Source organism: Streptococcus gwangjuensis (assembly GCF_028156745.1).
In the GTDB taxonomy this organism is placed as follows: domain Bacteria; phylum Bacillota; class Bacilli; order Lactobacillales; family Streptococcaceae; genus Streptococcus; species Streptococcus gwangjuense_A.
In genome coordinates this window covers 101028-122312 of the sequence record NZ_JAODJG010000026.1, presented here as the reverse complement: position 1 = coordinate 122312, position 21285 = coordinate 101028, and the positions used below count along the sequence as shown (strand labels likewise).

Sequence of the window (21285 nt, the reverse complement as noted above, 5' to 3'; positions counted from 1 at the left end):
ATCAAAGATTATCCATTCAATCAGAGCAAATTTTATACTTAAGCCTACATCAATTTCTAATTATTCTTTCTCACTTAAAATTGCATCAGTTTCAATTAGGTATATCCAGAATGTTATTAAATATATTTATATATTTGTCTGAATTTTGATTTGTCTGTAGCTTACCTACTAACTCTGATAAGTCTGGACTAATATCTTCAGAAAAAGGAAGGAAGAACTCTGAAGGAGAAATTTCTAAGCCGTCAAGTATTTTTAGTAAAGTTTCAACAGATAAATTTCTCTTATCATTTTCAACAAGGTTCATAAAGGGAAGACTTAGTTCGCTTCGCTCAGCAAGTTCTTGTTGCGTAAGTTTCAATTTTATACGATAACTCTTAATTTGAGAACCGATAGATAATTTTTTTACAGACACTAAAAATCCCCTTTTACTCTTTTTTAACTATTGTATAAATAGTTGGCAAAAAGATATATGCAATATTGTATATATTTTTTATTTTATATTTACAATTAAATAATTTTGTGATAGGATATAAAATAAGGAGGTTTAATTTAAATGGCATTACTTATTCAAGAAGTCGCAGACGAGCCAGGATGTGCTGGGTGTGGGTGTGGCGCAATTTTAGTTCCAATAGTAATAGTCTACTTATTCAGAGATTCGATTATAAGTGGTATTATATCGTTATTATCAGGATTACTCACAATCGCCCTATGGTTGCTTGGATTTGTCTTAGTTGCAATCCTAGGTTTCTATCTTATAAAATACCTAATAGAGTTTCTAAAAAATAGAGAGCAGAAAAACCATGATAATAATTAGAGAAAAGCCACTTTTTCCCATCGGTATAATTTTAGGAGCTATCCTTACCACTCTCCTGTTAGTAATAATTTTATTAAGCAATAGCGGTTTCTTTTCAAAAAATCATACTTACAAAAAAGGAGAGATAGTAACTCTACACAATGTAGATTTCGAATACAAAGAATCCATTACTTTGGATGATAAAAATGGCAACCATATATTAGAAGAGTTAACCAGAAAAGACTTTAAAAACACAATAGAATATAAAGGAAATACCTATGAATATTTTGAAACCTATTATAACGATTTTACAGATTACATTTATCTTGATAGGTATCGTAAAATAGAAAAAGGTACACCAGAAGAAAAATGGGGAAACTCCTACAAAAATATGTTTCTTAATGTAGTAGCTGATTTTGATGGCAAAGTTATAAAAATAGCTCATTAATTATAGCAATTCTAATTTATAGAGTTGCTTTTTTATATTTTTTATTAAAAAGTGTGAGTTATTCAAAGAAATTTTTTGATATTATACCTTTAGGAGGATTTTCATATGAAAAAATATAACAGTTTATACTCTACAAAACGTAAACTACTTTCTTCATATTTTGCTATGTCTGGCATAATTATCGAGATTGATAATAAGAAATATATGGTAAACAATCTATTGAATCAATCTGAATTTCAATATTTATCGGACTTACACAAAATTCGGAGAGTGTTGCTCTATATTAGCAATTATGAATTTTCCAATTACTTACATTACGAGCAAGAAAAAAGTATGTCAAGAAAAAAGAGAAAACTATTAGATGAAAATATATATAAAACACTCTCAGATTTTGATAAAGATTCAATAGGTTTTCCAAGAAAGAAAAATGGAACAACCTATTCTAGTAGTTTTATTGAAAAGCTCTTATCTTTAGATAAAATCAATGATGAATTTGTCTATAATACAGTCACAAGTGAAAAATTCTTAAAAATTTTAATTGATTCTATTGAATCTGACTTAGGCTATAATAATAAGAAATTGCAGAGTCACTTTATTAATTCAGTAGTTAATTTGGCATATTACAATTCGGATAAATCAATAACTAAAAAGAATTTTAAAGAAAAATTTTATAAAGAAGCTTTAAAGAGTGCAAAGCCAATAAGATAATAGAGACAGAAAAAAATCTGTCTTTTTTTATTTTATTTTTTTGAAGTGTGATTTTTTGACTTACCTATTTTGAGATAATAAATTCATAAAGATATATAGACCGTCCTATTACATATGTTTGAGGTAACGATTAGGCGGAAATCTCCTCAGAAAGGCAAAGGTAAAAGCAAATGGCATTATCAATCGGAGTCAGCGATTCTTCTAAAGATTTCGCTAAACAAATCACGAGGGAAACAACTGTTCCTAAATCCATTCAAACAGTTGACTATACAACTGGTGTAATAAATGAGGGAAAAGAAAATGAATTCCCTTACGCAAGTTTAACAGCTGTTGACCCTACACTGTTCCAAAAGTTCGAAAGTATCGGACAAGAACAATATTGTCCAACCTTTAAGGTCAAATTAAAGGGATATAGAGGAGAAGACTTAACTCCTCTAATCGGTAAAGAACTTACCTTTCCAGAGTATGAGGTTGCCTTTGTCTTCGACAAGTTCAAGCAGCCTATCGGTTTGTCCCTTGTCCTCGAACTATCAGATATTTCAGTAATTTAAGGGGAAACTTATGAAACAAATTAAACAAATACTTGAAAAAATCACTTCTCTAAAATGGTACTTCCAACTACTTATAGCTTTAGCTATTATAGTATCTGTATTTGCCTTTTATAAGCTACTATCTTGGATTTTACCTTTTATCTTAAGTGGGTTGCTGTTAATCGGGGTATTTACAGAGGGAGAAGCATTCTCTATGATGTGGAATAGCTATAAACAGAGCAAACGAGTACCTGCAAACCCTCTGTATGCTAATATCTATCATTGGCTAACTGAAACAGGTGTTAACGAACTTCCAATCGCTACCCTTCAATTTACTCAAGGTGTAGAATTCCCTGATATTACTCAAGGTATCTTCTACATTCATCTTGAAAAAGCAGTTAGCGGTCAAGAACTAGCAGATTTCGAAATAAAAGCAAGGCAAACTGTCAAAATGATGTCTAACGGCTCTGTTGATTGTGTTGTTAGTGTTGCAAAACACGACCCGTTCCTTGCTATTAAAGTTCGGTTGATTTCTGCTAATGAAATGCTAAATCAAAACCAGCATACGGAGGAGGACTTTTAGAACGTGATTCATAATGTTTTTGAGGTCAACAACAGAGGTCAACCCACTCCTGTTTCTATTGATATAAACCGACACTATGCCTTAGTCGTTGCAGGCCCATCAGGCTCGGGGAAGAGTACGTTTTTAAGAAGAATTATCGGTCTCATTTCATTTTATGATACAGATGCTGAAGCTTATTTCATGGACTTTAAATCAGATGAAGAAATGTTTCCAATGACTAGTGACCATGTCGCAAGAGGTTTTAACTGTTTAGAACTTTTTGAAACAGTCTACAAACGTTTTGAAGCTAGACTTGATAAGCAAGAACAAAACTCGCATAATCTTTACCTGATTTTTGATGAGTGGCAAGCTTTCCTAGCTTATCTAGAACAGACTGATAAGAAGAAACATAAAGATATTTTATCAAAAATGTTGATGATGAATAGTATGGGTAGAAGTCTAGGTTTACGAATTATTCTGTCTAGTCAGCGGTTCTTAATGGTAGATTTACCAGGTCGGTATAACTTCAACTGTATAATTTCATTATCTACTAGTTTTCTCATGTCTACGAATAACAGGCAACTCCTTTTTCCTGATATGGAAAAAGATGAAGTTGTAGTAAAACCTAGAGGATATGGATATTTTCAGCTAGAGGGGGAACCTGTCAAGATGTTTCGTACGATTCAAGTAAGGGACGAGGAACGGTTAAATCAACGGATGCAGGAGCTATTTTCAAGATATAGCTAGCGTTTTTTCTGCTACACTTGTTAGGTACGACAGTAAGCTTGTTTTGAAGTTGCATCATCGGTATAGTGTCGGCACGACTTCATTAGCAGAAAAATGACTGCTTGCAAGGGCTAGAGGGTGGAGATTTTTCAAGCGTAACGATGCCGAAGGCAAGGAGTGAAGCGAAGAAAAATACTACCCGTCCCTTGTTAGCTGGCAAGCGTTCTTGGTTTGATGATTTATCATCGGGCAGGAGAGGCTGGGGTTTGTGGGGCAACGCCCCAAGAGAAGATTCATTGGGGCTACTACGACCCCCAATGAATCAATAATCAATAATCAAAAAAGGAAGAAGCTAAAATGTCAAAATCTAAAGAGAAACGTTCAAATAAGTGGGCATTCTTGCTTTATCAAGATAGTGCTCCTGAAAACTACCTTGATATTCTTGAAGAAATGCACATCCCATTTGTCTTGAGCCCTTGGCATGATAAAGATGTCGACAAGGAAACTGGAGAGTTCAAAAAGGCTCATAAGCACGGAGCATTGTTCTTTGAATCGCTTAAAAGCTATTCTCAAGTTTCCGAACTCCTAACAGAAAAGTTGAATACACCTGCTCACGTTGAAATAGTCATGTCCCCAAAAGGTATGTATGATTATTTCACACACGCAGAAAATCCTGATAAGACACTTTATAATATCGAAGAAATAGAAAGTGGTTGTGGCTTTGAATTGGATAAATTTCTGATTGAGCACAATTCGGGTCTATTTTTAGAAACAGTTATTGATGTTATTACTGAAAATAATTTTACAGAGTTTGAAGATTTAGTACGGTATGCTAGATTTAATGATAATTCTCTACTCGGTCTAATCATTGAGCGGACTTATTTTTTCACAAAATTTTTAGACTCAAGACGTCACAATCCCCAAAACAAAGCAAAAACCTCATCAGAGCAAACTATGGCGAGCAGGTCTGATGAGGATAGCACAGAAGATGGTATCTCCTGATACCTCTCATTATATCATAGAAAGAGGTAAATTATGGTTAATCAGCCATTACTATTAACAAGACAACAAGCTTCTGAACTACTTGGCATTGACCCAAAATCTTTTGACAAGTACATCAGAAATCATCCTGATTTTCAATGTTTTATGATTGGTAAGCAGGAACGCTACCTGAAATCTAAACTTATAAGATTCATTGAATCTCACTGTGATTAATGGATAACGATTGATAAAATGAGATTTTTCATATATGCTATATGTGACTAGTCTATTTTATCAATCATTTTTCATATAGAAAGGCTGATAAAATGGCAACTATTGCGAAACGTGGAAATTCTTTCCGTGCAACTGTATCACTCTACAAGAAAGGACAATACAAACGAGAAACCAAAACATTTTCTAACAAACAAGACGCTGAATTATGGGCTCTTGAAATGGAACTCGAAAAAGGACGAGGGAAAGATATTGCTGAACGCTCTACCCTATTTACTGACTTTTATCGTAACTGGGTTAACTCTGTAAAACAGAATGAGGTTCGTGAAGCTACTTTCGTCAATTATAAGCGAACTCTTGTAATCGTGGACGAACTGTTTGAGGGAATGCGACTAAAACACTTGGATGATTTAGTCATGCAGAAAAAGCTTGATAAATACGCTGAAACTCACTCCAAAAAGACAACCAAAGAACTTGTTTTAAAAATCAGAGGTTCACTCAAATACGCATACTCTAAAGGATTGATTGCAAATGACTTTGGTTCACTCTTAAAAGCAAGAGGTCAAGAACAACCTAAGCGTAATGTCCCTCTATCAGTAACTGAGTTTAGGGAACTCAGAAAATATTGCCTCGACCACCAAGAAGAGGACGAGTTCAATATTCTTGTACTTCTTGCCTTAGAAACTGGTGCAAGGCGAGGTGAACTACTTGGATTGAAGAAAGAAGATATTTTTGAGTATGGTATCAATATACGCAGGTCAATCAGTCCTATTAGTGATGATACTCAACTAAAAACAAAACACTCAAAACGGGATATTTCTATCAACCAAGATATCTACTTTGCTCTAATGTCTCTAGCAAATAAAAAAGAGAATTATATCTTCGACTGGAACGGATTCAGACAAGCAAGCCAACTCCAAAAACTTTTGAAGAAACTAGACCTGAGCAAAACAACTTTTCATGGTTTGCGTGACACTCACGCTTCTTTTCTTTTTTCAAAAGACATTAGCCTAGATTATATTTCTCGCAGGCTCGGACACAATTCAATTCTAACTACACAGAACTATTATCTTGAACTGATGCCAGAAAAAAAGCACCAGCAAGATGCTGATGCTTTAAGTCTCTTAAACGACTTATCAATATAATTAACACCAACTGACACCAAAAAGGTGCCATAATCGTTGGTATAATAAGGTATTGATTAACGTTTTGAGAATTGTGATGCTTTACGGGCTTTCTTAAGACCTGGTTGGGGCACCACTTATTTCATCTAATTTCAAAGTGCTTTAAAATCAACGTTTTCATGGGTTTCCAAAAAGTAAAATTTCAACTAATTTCAATCAATTTCATCAAAATAAGGTAAACTTTCGTCAAAAATAAGCAAAAATCGAACCAGAATATCAAAAGTTTACCTTATATAGATTTTCGCTATATTTGCATTCTATACTTCAACCGAGTTCACTAATTCTTTATTGTTTAATTAAGTTCAAAATAAGATGCAGATAACAAAAATATCTGCATCTTATTTTTATAAATTTCTTCTTCGTGCATCCAAAAGCAATAGTAACACCTTTCATTATATACACATACTCTGGTTATATTGAACAATTTTAAGTGAATCATTTAAATTGATTCTTCCTTGACCAAAGCAATTCACTTGGCATGACACCTATTTAGACTCGCATTAATCCATACCATTCCACAATCTAATGCGATAAACAATTTGTTTTATACGGTCCTCTAAATCTAGAATTTTCAAATCAGACTCATTCATATATTTCACCAATTTAATTGACTCTGTTACTTTATTTCGTATATAAAAAGTACCTAACTTTTTATTTGATGAGGCATCATTTAGAAAATCATCAATTTTTTCATACTGCCCAATTTGTTTATCTACTCTATATACTTCTTTTATTAACCTTTGTGATAAATAATTTTCTATCTCTTTCCCTTGCGTCACCCAAACTAAAGAATTATTTTCTTTAAATTCGTTCTTGATTCTAGCTTTTGAACGATTAATTCTTTGTTTAGAATCTGTTTTATCACTATCTATAACAATAATTGAATGTCTATTAGCTCTAAAAAGCTGTATCATTTCTTTTTCCTCACCTATTTTTCCGGTTAAATGAGAAAGTAATCGACCGCCGTAAAATAAAATCTGATAATGTAGATTTTCTTTTATTTCGCCTTTAGAGTAAAGTTCAATCCACTTATTCAAATAAATTCTATCCGATGGACCTTCTACCCAAATAACAGCATTAGATTGTAGTAAATCACTTGCTCTAACTCCTAAATTCATTAACACATCTTCATTTTCTATAAACGATAACGCTGAATTCGTTACAACTCCGTCGGTTTCTTTTTTTATATGAGTAATCGTCACATTATGTTTCCCACTAAACATATTCAAGGGAACATTAGAGTGCGTTGTTAAAAATATATGAGTATTATTCTTAATAGACCATTGATATAAAAATTCAAAAAGATTTCTTTGGATTGTCGGGTGTAAATTGTTTTCTAATTCTTCAAAAACGAATACAAATCCATCAACCTCAGGCTTACTCTCGTTTACTCTCACCCCCCTTTCTCTGACCTCTAACAATAACTTTATTAATACTAATAGTATCGTCCTTAGTCCGCTTCCTGAGCTAGATATTGGTATCTTACCATTTTCATTCAAAAGCATTATCTCCCAAGTTGTCACATCACGTCCAGTTGGCTCGATTTCTTGACACATAATTCTTTCAAATTGATTTTCAGGTCGCATTATCAGATTAAGGGCATTCAACATTTCTATCTCAACTATCTCATTAGGAAGACTTCCAACATTCAAATATTGTCTTAATAAATTGGTTGCACCTTGCCCATCCTCTTTGACAATTTTATTACTACTCTGAGGTTCAGGTATAAGATTTCTGTCAGCTGACAATTTTATAATTTTTTGGTATTGCAGTTTGGATAAATAATTTGTTCCTAAATCAACAAATTGCTCAACATTTTGACATTTTTGCATCAGCTCAGTTGAAGCACTCTCAATCTTCAGCAAGTGAATCTGTTCCTCTCCTATAGTATTAATAGGCGAGTAATTAAATGTTATCTTTTTTCCGATAAACTGACTTCCAAATTCAAAATAGTTTCCTCCAATATATCCTCCAGATGTATTTGCTGAAAATACTCGTCTTATATCGTCTTCGGTTGGAATAAATGTAAACTGTATTTTAGTTTGATTTGTTAATCCCACTTGTGACTCTTCTTTGTTTACCAATATGTCAAGAGCTTGTAGGAGTGTAGATTTTCCAATATTATTTTGACCAACCAAAATATTAAAATTACTTATTGTGTCAAAACCAACTACTTGATGGCCTATATTCTTATAATTTGATATCTTAATTTCTTTTAGTTTCTTCATGTTTTGTCTTATTTCAATTTTATTTCTATTGAAAGAAATACAGCTTTCTAACTATCTATCTTCGAATAGATTAAATTCCTTAGAATTATACAACTTCTTAAATTAGCCGTCAATTTATTTCCAGTTAAAAGACTTATCTAATTTCTTAATACATTATAATTATAATTATTATTTTTAATACTAATAAATCCTGTAATTACTATTATATTGGTAACCTAAAACATATGTTTAGTTTCTGTCTAGAGAGTTAAATAGGCAATTTTATTGTTTTCTATAAACATATTGGACATAATTATTCATAAATTTTTCTTATTTCTCGAGCTAAATAGCTATCTGGATGTCTTTTTATAAAATATCTTTCTCTTGCAAATCCATTGTTTCCCCTTTGTAAGCTTTCATAAATCAAGGGTCTCAGGAGCTCTTTATCTCCTGTTTGAATATATTTTAAGATCTCATTGCCATATTGGTATTTTTTGACATAACCTAAATAATTACCTTGCCAATGAGAATCTTCCTCTCTAAAACTTTGGAAACTACTCATTAAATGAAGTAATTTTTCTGTCAGTTCTAATATGTATGTCGCGTATATGGCATCTATATCTTCATAATCTAAATATTCATCAGTATACTTACCCAAAACATCATCAATGTTATCCTTATTTAGAACATTTAGCAAATTATCATCCCATACCTTATTTCCATATTTCTTTCTAATTTCAACTGATTCCATATCACCTTGGTACAAACGCATCTCCTGTTGAATTGAAATTATTGATTCTAAACTTTGATAAGTATTATTTTCATGAATATATTTTTCTTTATAACCGTAATAACTGCCATCATTAATGAATTTATCTATTTTTTTCTTTAAAATTTCATTGTAAAATTCGTTCAGATAAACATCAATAAATGCTATTTTATTAATGTTTTTTGATTCATTTTTTACACATTCTTCATAAAATTTCCAAAATAAGGTACTAACATTAAGAACTTTTTCTGTAGCCCGAAAAATCCCTGTCATAAATAATTCATAATGCTCTTCAAAAAGTATACCATATACTTTTTGAACATCAACAACGTCTAATCTTATTTTTTCAAATTCAATATTAAGTGGCATATATCCTAAAACTATTCTCCATAGATTTTCATCATAAGATTCAAAAAGAATATCTAAAATAATAATAGATGATAGGAAAGATGTGAGTTTCCAATGTTCGGAATAATCACCAAAGCAAATTTCATCATAAGATTTAAACATTATATTACGCGCTATATATTTCTTTTTTTCATTACTAACTAAACCTAATTTTGTGCCATATTCATCCAACTTGCAATTATTCAAAACATCTTCTATTGTATTAGGAGTATAAAGATATGGATTCTTTGAGGTTACCATCCCTCTTCTAATAAGACTAATTAACGGCGAATTGCTTGAAGAAATCTCTCTATTCGTAAGTTTTTTATATTTCTTATTTACTTTCTTTTCTTGACCTGTATACCAGTAATATTCTGTTGAAGCCCTTGACTTACGTTCCTCATTTATAATTCTAATTTTAGAATCTAGCCTCAATGAAGCGCAATCAATAAAATACTTCTTTGTCCTTTTAAAAATCATACTCTTCCTTTTTAAAACGTGGTGTTTTTTAGTTGTTATTTTATAAAAATTACCTTAATTATACCACGTTTTTCACTTTATAATGTAATTATCCATATTTCAATGGAAAATTATGAAGTCCAAAGGTGCACCAAAGGACGGATTGAAACTCAGAACATAGCTACATCTTCAGGTATTCGCTATGTCAAATGTTTCACCGTTTCTTTGGTGTGTTTTTTTCATACTTAGCTCGGTAAACGACTGTGTTTCTCTTCCGTCCAAGGACGGAAAGGAAGTAAAATGGCATATAAAAGTGTAATAGAGGAATTATATTGTAAGCTACTCGGACAATCAATCCATAAACGACTTAAAGAATTACAAATATTACAAAACCAAATAGGTTACGAAACTCCTGAGGGAGAACTTGAACTTTTATCAGAAACAACTGTTGGGCAAATAATCAAAGGAAAAAGAAATATTAGTTTTAATGCTTCGTTAGCTTTTCAAACCAGTTTAGATTATAAAAATCCAAGGGAACTATTTTTCCCGAGTATTGAATTCGAACTACTACTAATTGAAAATATAATATCTACAATTTTGATAGATCCTACGTTTGAAAATACTTTTCTAAAAAAGTTAATAGCAAAAAAATTTTCTAATGTCTCAAAGAAAGAAGTAGCGCAAATCATTGAAAAAAATAAAGAAATTTTTCTAGACTCCTTATCAAGCTTTATTTCAGATTTCCCAGAGGAAGAAACTTCGCATCAAATAGCTGAGAAATTAACTTATTGGTTATCCGAATTAGCCTGTCTCATACCAAAAATTTAAAAGTAGACTGTCAGGAAAACTGACAGTCTACTTCATGAAATTACGTTAAACTAAAATTGTTCTTAGCTAAGACAAATAATTAAACACGAGGTAAATCTAATGAAAACATGCAATCGCAAACGTGGCTACTCAGTCAATACTGCCAATGAATATATTGACAACAAGCAGGGCATTCTCTGCTTAAGTACCGAACTAGAAGCACAAATTAAATTTGAAGACGGTCAACCAACAGGAGAAATTATCGCTTATAAAGCTTGGTTCTCACAAAAAGGACTTCCGCCCTTCACCGTCAAATTCGAAGCTGAAGTGGAGCTACCACCTTATATGGCATTGGTACAGTTTGATAATCTACAAGCATGTGAGATGAACTATAACGTTTACTTTAAAGCTGATGGCATTAAGGAGGTTAAATAATGGTATCTAAAACAGATGCCGTCTTGCAATCATACTTGCTCCAGAGCCTTAATATGGCTCTTGGAGCCTTGATGCAAGGCGAAACAAGTTATACAAACAGTTTTAACATTGCCATTCAAGAAAACGGTTTCATCTTCATCCCACGGCTTCCCTGTGCCTATATTTTAGATGATGAACTCTATAATAAAATTTTCTTGATTGCTAACGCATCCCTATACCCACATTATACTTTATTGAAGCAAAATGCAACATACTTTGTCCCTCTAAAAACGGATGATATCCATGTTCAGCGAGGACTCTTCTTTCCGTGGAAGGTGGGAATTTCAAAACGATTGGTCATTCCTGACCTTGATAGATATACAACAAGTTTGCCCAAAAATCAAATTCCAATTATGGAAAATTTTACGCTTAATCTTGATAAGGTCAATCACATTGCAATCTGTGGAAATAGTGGGTCGGGTAAATCTTATGCTCTTACCTATCTACTGAGTGTACTCAAAAATCAATCTGATTTAATTATCGTAGACCCAAAATTTGATACGCCTAGTCGTTGGGCTCGTGAACATCAAATTGCCGTGATTCATCCCGTTGAAAATCGGTCTAAGTCCGATTTTGTATCAGAAATTAATGAGAAATTAAGTCAATGTCTAGAACTGATTCAAAAACGTCAAGCAATCCTATACGAGAATCCACGTCATGAGTTCACTCATATGACAATTGTGATTGATGAAGTTCTTGCATTATCCGAGGGAGTCAATAAGACGATTAAAGAATCGTTTTTCTCACTCTTATCTTCTATCGCACTTCTTGGACGTGCTACAAGGATTCATTTATTACTTATTTCACAAAGACTCGACCACACTACGATTCCCATTTCTGTTCGTGAACAACTTAATGTCCTCATCCAGATTGGCAACATTAACAAGAAGACGACACAATTTCTATTTCCCGACCTCGACCCAGAAGGTATCGTTATCCCTATTGGTCATGGAACAGGTCTGATTCAAGTGATTGATAACGAACATCCTTATCAGGTTCTTCCACTACTATGCCCAACATATTACACAAAGAAAGGAATTCTTTAATGGTGAAAAAATCTTACTTCATGAGGACATTCAACCTCAATATCAATCTAATTTTAGTTTCATTTCTAGCAGGATTTATAGAATGGTCTCTGGATTTTCTATCAAATCAGTTTAAACTAAATCCTCTTAGTTTTTTCGACCTTTCCCAGTTCAATAGCTATTTAGATTTTGGAAGCAAGTATTCTTATACAGCAATGTCCTTCCTTCTACTTACACTAGTTGTTTCTGTAATGTTTGAAATTCTGAATCGATTTCGATTTGATAGTCTATTAAACTATTTTAAATCCGTATACTTTACATTCAAACTTCGTCAGTTTCTAACGCAACGTGAAAAATCAGAAAAAATAACCACGATTGACAATCAGAATATAACTACCTTCAATCCCATAAATAGTAGTTTTAATCGCTGTGCACACAAGAGTATCGTAGACATACGAAAAGACGATGTAACAGTTTTTGTCAAAGTTCCTAAAGATCAGCAGGGACAAAAAATTTTGGGTGACATGACCTCTCAACTGAAAGAAGAAGTTTCAAGTCAGCATCCTGACTACTACTTTTCAGCACCTAATCGGATTCGTAATAAACTATGGTTAGTTGGTAAAAAACGACAAAAAGGGGCTATGGCTTGCGTTAAGCAGTAGCCAGATAGCCCCTTCTAGCATTATACTAGATAATTGGGGTTACTACGACCCCCAATTATCCTGTAATCAGTAATCAGAAAGGTATATCAAAATGGGAAAAGAACAACGCTCCAGCAAGTGGACATTTCTTTTTTACAAAGAAAGTGCCCCTGCTGACTACCTTGAAGTTCTTGAAGAACTACACATCCCCTTCATTCTGAGTCCTTGGCACGATAAAGACGTTAACCGACAAACTGGGGAACTGAAAAAATCTCACAAACACGGGGCTTTCTTCTTTGATTCTCTCAAAAGTTATAAACAAGTTTCTGAGCTAATCAAGGACAAGTTGAATGGCCCTGCTCATGTAGAAATCGTACAATCACCCAAAGGACTTTTTGACTACTTCATTCATGCCGAAAATAAGGAGAAAACTCAATATGATATAGATGATATTGAAGTTGGATGTGGTTTTAATCTCGATAAATTTCTTGTAGAAAATAACTCAGATGATTTCATGCATGAAGTTGTGGATATTATTGAACAGAATGACTTCACAGAGTTTGAAGAACTCGTCTGGTATGCACGTTCTAATCACACACCACTTCTTGGACTTATCATTGAGCGCACCTACTTTTTTGCTAAGTATTTGGATTCACGTCGATGCAATCCAATGAGGAACCAAGATAAGAAGGAGGATAATAAATGCAAGTAATCCTACCAGATGAGCAAATTCATCAAATTCAACTATTACTCTCCAATCTTATTCAAAAAGAAATTAAACAACAATTAGAAAAAAATACCTTAAGTTGTCCCTATTTGAACAAACAACAGACTTGCAACTATTTGGGAATTTCCAACAATACTCTTGATTCATGGATTCAAAAGGGGCTTCCATCCATCAAAATTGGAAAAACAATTCGATTCCACAAAGACTCTATTGACTGCTGGCTAAACGGTAACAACTAGAAAAATCAAGATTTTTATTTTATAATGGTCATGATATTTTCTGGTTCGATATAAAGGAGAATATCATGACTATCAGTAAGACAAAAAACGGAACTTACCGCTTAAAAGTCTATATACCAATAGAAGCACGAATGCCTCTTGGCATCGTTAATAATAATTATTATGATAAAAGGTTTAAAACAAGAAAGGAGGCACGACAAGCAGAAATTGACCTGCTTACTAAGTTAAATCAAATAGAAGATAATGAATTTACAGGACTATCGAAAGGAGATATTCTTTTCTCAGACTTCTATAACAATATCTGGTGGGACTCCTATAAAACAGGACAAACTACATCTACTTCAAAACCACCAAGCAGGTCAACAATCGCTAATACCAAAACCTGTTTTGAAAAACATATACTACCACTTCTCGGAAACTATACGATACAGTTTCTAAATCAAAATAAGCAAGTTATCCTAAATCTAATGACATCTAAAGCTAACGAATATGCAAACTTCAAAACTTTACGAAGTTACGTTATTTCTATTTTTGATTGGGCGGAAGAACTTGAGTATATTGAAGCAAATAGAGTTGCAAAAACTTTAAGACGAATTAAAGCTGTCAGAAAAATTCAACTTGCAGAATCAAAACGTGATGAAGATTTATATTTAACTCATGAGCAACTCCAAGAATGGTTCTCAGCTTTTAAAGAAGATTTAGAGAACGATAAAATATCACTCAAAGATTACGTCCTTTTTTATCTCACTTTTTTTCTTGGAGATAGAAAATCAGAAACATATGCTCTCCAGTGGAAACATATCGACTTTTCAAAATCTCAGATTCAGTTAATTCAGGCTTTAGATAGATACGGACAAGTAAAATCTACTAAAGGAAATAAAAAAACTATCTTTTCTATTTCTAGCGACTTACTTCAACTTCTGACTTTATGGAAAAAACAACAAAAATATGAATTGGCAAAGTTTGGTATCATCAGTAATCCAGAACAATTCATCTTCACTTATATAGATACCAGAGGGAATATTAATAAACCCTTACATTCTGACTATCTCAATAATAAGATGAAAAGCATTAGAAAGCGACACCCAGAGCTTACACACGCTACGCCACACAAACTACGTCATACAGGAGCAACACTGGCGAAACAAGCAGGAATGAGCTTAGAAGCCATTTCCGAAGCTCTGACTCATAGTGACACTGGAACAACTCAGATTTATGTCAATACTTCTAATGTAGTTCCTATGGCAGTTGGTGAGTTCGCCTTAAAATCTCTGAAACAATAAGGTAAAAATAAGGTAAATTTTGAGGTGAACTTTTTAAAAAATCGCTAAAAAAGCACCCATGAGGTAAACTCTTGAGTGCTTTGAAACGTTGATATAATCGTATTGATTAACGTTTTGAGGCAACTGACTTCGTCATGTTGCAGCCACATTTGTAAGCGACTAAAGTCGCAACAACTGTGTCAATTGCACCAATTTAGTAAGAAAGTACAAAAAGAACACCCCGAAAGGTGCTCTTTGTAAGTATAGTAATTCTCTCGAATTAACGTTTACTAAATTGTGATGCTTTACGAGCTTTCTTAAGACCTGGTTTCTTACGTTCAACTTTACGTGAGTCACGTGTAAGAAGTCCTGCGCGTTTCAATGAATCGCGGAAGTCTGGGTCTACTTGAAGAAGGGCACGAGCGATACCGTGACGGATAGCTCCTGATTGACCTGCGTATCCACCACCTACAACGTTAACGAAAACATCGTATGAACCTGCAGTTGAAGTAACTGCGAATGGTTGGTTGATTACAAGACGAAGGTCAGCGTGTGGGATGTACTCTTCAACATCTTTTTTGTTAACAGTGATTTTACCAGTTCCTGGAACAAGGCGAACGCGTGCAACAGCGTTTTTACGACGTCCAGTACCTGCATATTGTGCTTGTGACATACTTTATTGTTCCTTTCCTTAGATAAGTCCTGAAATATCAAGAACTTCTGGTTGTTGTGCAGCGTGAGTGTGCTCAGCTCCAACAAATACTTTCAACTTCATACCTTGAGCGCGTCCAAGAGTATTGTGTGGAAGCATACCTTTAACTGATTTCTCGATCAAACGTACTGCATTTTTAGAACGAAGTTCACCTGCAGAGATTTGTTTCAATCCACCTGGGTGGTTTGAGTGAGTGTAGTAGATTTTATCAGTTGCTTTTTTACCAGTCAATTTAACTTTTTCAGCATTGATAACAATCACAAAGTCACCTGTATCAGTGTGTGGTGTAAATGTTGGTTTGTTTTTTCCGCGAAGTACGCTAGCAACTACTGCAGAAAGACGTCCAAGTGGCACATCAGTTGCGTCAACTACGTACCATTTACGTTCAACTTGGCCTGGTTTAGCCATAAATGTTGTTTTGTTCATGATTTCTCCTATATATAGTTCGATTTTTGTTTACGGTGATGGGTGTTCCTTCCCATCGAAAAGTATTTGGAAGGTTCCGGGGCCTTTCAAATGGGGTAAACAATACCGCCTACTATAATACCAAATTTCACCCCTAAAAGTCAATAGATATGAAAAATATTTTTCTGAATTCCACTCTTTTTATCTCTAAAAAACCTCGCTTTCGCGAGGCTCTTCTATTTATAAGATAAGGCACGTTTAAAGGTTTTCCAAGGACCTAAATCATCTGTTTGCAGAACGAGGCTAGCATACATACGTCCGATAAAGACTGTTGCCGTTACTGCAAAAGCAATCGTAATAGCAAGCGAAATCCAAGCTTCTAACCCATTTGCATAGCCATTAATAGCTCTAAACGGCATGAAGAAAGTCGAAATAAAGGGAATATATGAACCAATCTTCAAGATGAGATTGTCACCAGCTGCACCTAGAGCTGTCACTCCAAAAAAACCACCTATAATCAAAATCATCAAAGGCGACAAGGCTTTTCCTGAGTCCTCAGGACGAGAAACCATAGAACCTAGGAAGGCTGCTAAAACAACGTACATAAAGAGGCTAACCAAGACAAACAATAAGGTGTTGAGCGAGAAAGCCTCTCCTATATGGTTTAAAATACCAGATTGTGCCAAGATTGGTAGGTCTTTAAAGAGAAGAATGGCAGCAAGTCCACCCACGACGTAAATGCCAATATGGGTCAAAATCACAAGAAGCAGAGCTAGCATGCGAGCGTAGAAATAATGACTAGCTCGGATACTAGAGAAGACCACCTCCATAATTTTGGTTCCTTTCTCGCTAGCCACTTCCTGAGCAGTGACACTAGCATAGGTAATCAAAATCATATAAAGAAATAAACCAAGCCCTGCGGCCGCAAAGGTTTGAATCATTTTTTTATTTTCCTTGGATTCATCAATTTTCTCCGTAAAGTTAACTGTTTGTTCCAAGCGTTTTTCCTGTTCTTGTGACAAATTGGCTGCCGAACGATTGAGTTGATCTTGAAGCTCATTTAACTTGCTCGTTACTCCTAGCTTAATAGCAATCTCAAGGGAAGTTTCACCGTGATAAACTGCCTTCAAGACACTATCCTCTTGGTCAATGGTCAGATAGCCTTTTAATTTTTCATCCTTGATAGCAGCTTGAGCACTTGCTTCATCCTGATAATCAAAATTGAGACCATTGGTAGATTTAAGACTGTCTGTCACAGCTGGAACAGTGCTGACTACTGCTATCTTGCCACTCTGAGCCATAGAAGATCCTTGGAGATAGCCAATTCCTACAGATAAGGCTAAAAAGAGGAACGGCGAAATCACCATAAAGAAGAAACTCCACGATTTGACATGTCGAAGATAGGTTTCCTTCATTACAACCCACATATTTCTCATACTTCCACCCCTGATTCTAGTTTAAAGATTTCATCAATTGTTGGCGCTTGCTGGTCAAAGGTTGCGATATATTGCCCCTGAGTCAAGATTGGGAAGAGCTCCCTTCCAGCGCTCTCATCCTCCAAAATCAATTTCCAACTGCCTTGCTTGGTCAAGCTCACCTGTTTGACATGAGGAAGGTTTTCCAATTCTTCCTTGCTTCGTTCACTTGAAACAAAGAGACGCGTTTTCCCGTATTGATTGCGAACATCCTGAACTGGCCCATGCAAGACCACACGGCCATCTCGGATCATGAGAATATCGTCACAAAGCTCCTCGACGTTGGTCATGACATGGTCAGAAAAGATAATGGTTGCTCCGCGCTCTTTTTCCTGAAAGATGACTTGCTTGAGCAATTCTGTATTGACCGGGTCCAATCCACTGAAAGGCTCATCCAAGATAATCAAGTCTGGCTCATGAATCAGAGTAATAATGAGCTGAATCTTCTGCTGATTTCCTTTTGACAGACTCTTGATTTTATCAGTCAGCTTCCCTTTCACTTCCAACCTCTTCATCCATTGAGGGAGTTTTTCCTTGATCTCCTTGGCATCCATACCTTTTAGAGTCGCCAAGTAACGAACTTGTTCAAGGACTGTCAATTTAGGCATGAGGCTGCGTTCTTCAGGCAGATAGCCAATCCGAGCGTAGGTCTCTTGTCGAATATCCTGATTATCCAGACTAATTTCTCCTTGGTATTCTAAAAACTTCAAAATACTGTGGAAAATCGTTGTCTTCCCAGCACCGTTTTTCCCGACTAATCCCAAAATACGACCTGGTCGCGCTTGAAAGTCAATACCAAACAAAACTTGCTTAGGTCCAAAACTTTTCTCTAGACTTCTTACTTCTAGCATCTTTCACCTCCGAAATGTCTTGCACTCATTATACTCCTTTTTGATAGCCTTTACAATAATTTCTGTCCATTTTTATAAGGCTAATGCTATGTAAAATATGGCATGGAGCGTTTTTAGTGATAAATCCATTATACCGTGGTAAACTCCAATTTATCTTCTCTGTTCCTCAACTGTCTATTTTTGATCCTGAATTGTTATTTAAAAAGCAAAAATCCACCCCGAAGGATGGATTGATACTTTAACGCACTTCTGCATTGACTTTTTCTTCGAGAGACGCTTGGATTTTTTCCATGTAGCGTGCGACTTCTTCGTCCGTTAAGCTGTCTTCTGGATTTTGGAAAGTCAAGCTATAAGCCATTGACTTCATACCAAGTCCCAATTTCTCACCTGAGAAGACGTCAAAGAGTTTGATATCTGTCAAACGTTTCACGCCGGCAGCTTGGATCGCGTCCACAACTTCTTGGTGAGTCACTTCTGCCTTGAGAAGGAGGGCAACGTCACGGCTAACTGCTGGGAATTTTGTGATTTCCACAAATGGAGTAGCTGGTTTAAGGGCAGTTTCGATGGCTGAAAGGTTGAGCTCAGCCACATACGTTTCTGGAATATCGTAGGCCTTAGCAGTGACTGGGTGTACTTGACCAAGGAAACCAAGAACTTGGTCACCGAGTGAAATCATAGCGGTACGACCTGGGTGAAGGCTAGCGATTTCAGATGTTGCCGTATAGGTCACTTCTAGTCCCAAGCGAGTAAATAATGCTTCAAGGATTCCTTTAGCATAGAAGAAATCAACTGGAACTGCTGCTGTTTGGAAATCTTTTTCAGCAACCAAGCCTGTCAAGGCAAAGGCAAAGCTATTAATCTCATTTGGAAGTTCTTCTTTTGGATTGCCTGTTTGTTCAAAGACTTTTCCGATCTCGTAAAGTGCCAAGTTTTTGTTCTTACGAGCCACATTGTAAGCAACTGTATCAAGGATACCAGAAATCATATTTTGACAGAGGACAGAACGGTCCACTGTCATTGGCCACATAAGTTCCGTAAGGTTACTTGGTTGAGCTGTGAACTCAACTGCTTTTTCAGGAGTTGTTAGAGCGTAGGTGATGATTTCTGTCAAACCTGCCCCTTCAGCAATGGTACGAACTTGGCGGCGAAGTTTTTGTGTCGCAGTCAATTCACCTGCTGTACCATCGTCTTTTGGAAGGCTGGTTGGCAAGCGGTCATATCCATAGATACGAGCAATTTCTTCAAAGAGATCTGCCTCGATTGTGATATCCCAACGACGACGTGGGACGCTGACTGTAAAGCTGTCTGCATTTCCAGAAAGATCAAAGCCAAGACGGCGGAAGACGTCTTCTACATCCGCGTAAGAAAGTTCTGTACCAAGGACACGGTTAACATCAGCAAGAGTTGAAGAAACTTCCACATCAGAGGTATCAAGCTCACCCGCTGAAACGATGCCTTTGCGCACCGTCGCACCTGCAAGTTCTGCAATCATGCTAGCCGCCGCATCAAGAGCTTCGTTAACAGTTGCCACATTGATACCTTTTTCAAAGCGAGAAGACGATTCTGAACGAAGGTTAAGGCGACCGCTGGTCTTACGGATAGATTTGCCATTGAAAACAGCAGCTTCAAGGACAACACGACTAGACTTTTCAGAGATTTCTGTCGCTTGACCACCCATAACACCTGCAAGAGCTACTGGCTTGTCTGCGACAGTGATGACTAGGTCATTTGTTTCCAAGTCACGTTCTTCACCATCCAAGGTCACCAATTTTTCACCAGCACGCGCTTCACGCACACGGATGTCACTCCCTTCAAAGGTATCCAAGTCAAAAGCATGCATTGGTTGACCAAAGTAGAGCAGGATGTAGTTTGTCACGTCCACCACGTTGTTAATAGGACGGATACCTTCATTCATAAGAAGGTTTTGCAACCATTGTGGACTTGGTGCGATAGTAACATTGTCCAAGATACGAGCTGCATAGTAAGGCGCCTTGTCTGTCTCAATACCTACAGAAAGAGCATCTGCTGCAGCTTGGTCAGTTTCTGAAAGAGTAAATTCTTTAAAGTTGACTGCCTTATCATAGATGGTTGCCACTTCGTGAGCCACTCCACGCATAGAAAGGGCATCTGCACGGTTGGGTGTGATAGAAAGTTCGATGATTTCATCATCCAAGTCTAGATATGAGAAGACTTCATCCCCAGGAACGGCATTTTCTGGCAAGATTTGGATGCCATCTGCGAATTCCTTAGGTACAACTGAGTCAGAAATTCCCAATTCACCAAGTGAACAGATCATCCCAAGTGACTCTAAACCACGGATTTTTCCTTTTTTGATTTTGTAGTTGTCAGCGATGCGAGCTCCTGGAAGAGCCACCATAACCTTGATACCAGCACGCACATTCGGTGCACCACAGACAATTTGACGGGCTTCTTCTTCGCCAACGTTAACCTGACAAACATGGAGGTGAGTTTCTGGCACATCTTCACAAGACAAGACCTCACCGACGACAATTTTTGAGAGACCAGCAGCCGGTGATTCGACACCTTCTACCTCGATCCCTGTAGTTGACATTTTCTCAGCCAACTCTTGTGATGGCACATCAATATCCACCAATTCTTTTAACCATTTATAAGATACAAGCATAATTTAGTTCTCCAGAATGACAGTTGTCACTCTAGTTC

24 protein-coding genes are annotated in these 21285 nt (G+C 35.7%); 16 read left to right on the top strand and 8 right to left on the bottom strand.

Annotation, left to right across the window (positions count from 1 at the left end; translation table 11 throughout):
• Positions 1-91: 91 nt before the first annotated feature.
• On the bottom strand, positions 92-412 hold the full coding sequence (locus N5909_RS02265) for a helix-turn-helix domain-containing protein (protein WP_000111944.1): 321 nt from the start codon (positions 410-412) through the stop codon (positions 92-94).
• Between the two features lie 141 nt (positions 413-553).
• On the opposite strand from N5909_RS02265, the gene N5909_RS02260 reads away from it, so the two are divergent.
• The 9 genes from N5909_RS02260 (at position 554) to N5909_RS02220 (ending at position 6124) form a co-directional block, all read left to right on the top strand.
• Positions 554-814: a hypothetical protein gene (locus tag N5909_RS02260; protein ID WP_001196275.1), complete on the top strand. Its 261-nt coding sequence runs from the start codon at positions 554-556 to the stop codon at positions 812-814.
• Complete coding sequence (locus tag N5909_RS02255) at positions 801-1241, top strand: hypothetical protein (RefSeq protein ID WP_153220435.1); 441 nt, start codon at positions 801-803, stop codon at positions 1239-1241. The genes N5909_RS02260 and N5909_RS02255 overlap by 14 nt, the downstream gene beginning before the upstream one ends.
• A 105-nt stretch (positions 1242-1346) precedes the next feature.
• Positions 1347-1949, top strand: a complete 603-nt coding sequence (locus tag N5909_RS02250; RefSeq protein ID WP_125395215.1) for a hypothetical protein — start codon at positions 1347-1349, stop codon at positions 1947-1949.
• Between the two features lie 170 nt (positions 1950-2119).
• Complete coding sequence (locus N5909_RS02245; RefSeq protein WP_125395214.1) at positions 2120-2500, top strand: hypothetical protein; 381 nt, start codon at positions 2120-2122, stop codon at positions 2498-2500.
• Between the two features lie 10 nt (positions 2501-2510).
• Complete coding sequence (locus N5909_RS02240; protein ID WP_153220437.1) at positions 2511-3062, top strand: hypothetical protein; 552 nt, start codon at positions 2511-2513, stop codon at positions 3060-3062.
• 3 nt (positions 3063-3065) lie between these two features.
• Positions 3066-3788, top strand: coding sequence for an ATP-binding cassette domain-containing protein (locus N5909_RS02235; protein WP_228113512.1), 723 nt, complete (start codon positions 3066-3068; stop codon positions 3786-3788).
• Between the two features lie 336 nt (positions 3789-4124).
• Positions 4125-4769, top strand: coding sequence for a replication protein (locus N5909_RS02230; protein ID WP_271630714.1), 645 nt, complete (start codon positions 4125-4127; stop codon positions 4767-4769).
• 33 nt (positions 4770-4802) lie between these two features.
• The gene (locus tag N5909_RS02225; RefSeq protein ID WP_000248036.1) at positions 4803-4982 is read left to right on the top strand and encodes a helix-turn-helix domain-containing protein; all 180 of its coding nucleotides are present in this window, start codon (positions 4803-4805) and stop codon (positions 4980-4982) included.
• A 92-nt stretch (positions 4983-5074) separates the two neighbouring features.
• Positions 5075-6124, top strand: a complete 1050-nt coding sequence (locus N5909_RS02220; protein WP_153220439.1) for a site-specific integrase — start codon at positions 5075-5077, stop codon at positions 6122-6124.
• A 539-nt stretch (positions 6125-6663) separates the two neighbouring features.
• Here the strand turns inward: N5909_RS02220 and N5909_RS02215 are convergent.
• Both N5909_RS02215 and N5909_RS02210 read right to left on the bottom strand, forming a co-directional pair.
• Entirely contained in the window at positions 6664-8391 is a 1728-nt protein-coding gene (locus N5909_RS02215) for an ATP-dependent nuclease (protein ID WP_271630713.1), read from the bottom strand.
• Positions 8392-8683: 292 nt separating this feature from the next.
• Positions 8684-10006 (bottom strand): hypothetical protein, encoded by a 1323-nt coding sequence (locus N5909_RS02210; protein WP_048765052.1) that lies wholly within the window; start codon positions 10004-10006, stop codon positions 8684-8686.
• A gap of 279 nt (positions 10007-10285) precedes the next feature.
• Between N5909_RS02210 and N5909_RS02205 the strand changes: the two genes are divergently transcribed.
• The 7 genes from N5909_RS02205 to N5909_RS02175 all read left to right on the top strand — a co-directional run bounded on the left by N5909_RS02205 (position 10286) and on the right by N5909_RS02175 (position 15181).
• Positions 10286-10813 (top strand): hypothetical protein, encoded by a 528-nt coding sequence (locus N5909_RS02205; protein ID WP_048765055.1) that lies wholly within the window; start codon positions 10286-10288, stop codon positions 10811-10813.
• A gap of 99 nt (positions 10814-10912) precedes the next feature.
• Positions 10913-11227, top strand: a complete 315-nt coding sequence (locus tag N5909_RS02200) for a hypothetical protein (protein WP_048765057.1) — start codon at positions 10913-10915, stop codon at positions 11225-11227.
• A complete protein-coding gene (locus N5909_RS02195; RefSeq protein WP_048765060.1) occupies positions 11227-12312 on the top strand; it encodes an AAA family ATPase in 1086 nt (361 codons plus the stop codon). The genes N5909_RS02200 and N5909_RS02195 overlap by 1 nt, the downstream gene beginning before the upstream one ends.
• Positions 12312-12953 carry a hypothetical protein gene (locus N5909_RS02190; protein ID WP_084861955.1) on the top strand — a complete coding sequence of 214 codons (642 nt, stop codon included), beginning with the start codon at positions 12312-12314 and terminating at the stop codon, positions 12951-12953. The genes N5909_RS02195 and N5909_RS02190 overlap by 1 nt, the downstream gene beginning before the upstream one ends.
• Before the next feature lie 91 nt (positions 12954-13044).
• A complete protein-coding gene (locus N5909_RS02185) occupies positions 13045-13644 on the top strand; it encodes a replication protein (RefSeq protein WP_048765065.1) in 600 nt (199 codons plus the stop codon).
• On the top strand, positions 13635-13898 hold the full coding sequence (locus tag N5909_RS02180; RefSeq protein ID WP_048765067.1) for a helix-turn-helix domain-containing protein: 264 nt from the start codon (positions 13635-13637) through the stop codon (positions 13896-13898). Before N5909_RS02185 ends, N5909_RS02180 begins: the two co-directional genes overlap by 10 nt.
• 65 nt (positions 13899-13963) lie before the next feature.
• On the top strand, positions 13964-15181 hold the full coding sequence (locus N5909_RS02175) for a site-specific integrase (protein ID WP_192856270.1): 1218 nt from the start codon (positions 13964-13966) through the stop codon (positions 15179-15181).
• Between the two features lie 259 nt (positions 15182-15440).
• On the opposite strand, the gene rpsI is transcribed toward N5909_RS02175, so the two are convergent.
• The 5 genes from rpsI to pheT form a co-directional block, all read right to left on the bottom strand.
• Entirely contained in the window at positions 15441-15833 is a 393-nt protein-coding gene (rpsI, locus tag N5909_RS02170) for a 30S ribosomal protein S9 (RefSeq protein WP_000075964.1), read from the bottom strand.
• Positions 15834-15851: 18 nt separating this feature from the next.
• The gene (gene rplM, locus N5909_RS02165; RefSeq protein WP_001044624.1) at positions 15852-16298 is read right to left on the bottom strand and encodes a 50S ribosomal protein L13; all 447 of its coding nucleotides are present in this window, start codon (positions 16296-16298) and stop codon (positions 15852-15854) included.
• Between the two features lie 215 nt (positions 16299-16513).
• The gene (locus tag N5909_RS02160; RefSeq protein WP_049547082.1) at positions 16514-17713 is read right to left on the bottom strand and encodes an ABC transporter permease; all 1200 of its coding nucleotides are present in this window, start codon (positions 17711-17713) and stop codon (positions 16514-16516) included.
• On the bottom strand, positions 17710-18603 hold the full coding sequence (locus N5909_RS02155; protein WP_000895284.1) for an ABC transporter ATP-binding protein: 894 nt from the start codon (positions 18601-18603) through the stop codon (positions 17710-17712). The genes N5909_RS02160 and N5909_RS02155 overlap by 4 nt, the downstream gene beginning before the upstream one ends.
• A 238-nt stretch (positions 18604-18841) precedes the next feature.
• A complete protein-coding gene (gene pheT / locus N5909_RS02150; RefSeq protein WP_271630712.1) occupies positions 18842-21247 on the bottom strand; it encodes a phenylalanine--tRNA ligase subunit beta in 2406 nt (801 codons plus the stop codon).
• Positions 21248-21285 lie beyond the last annotated feature (38 nt).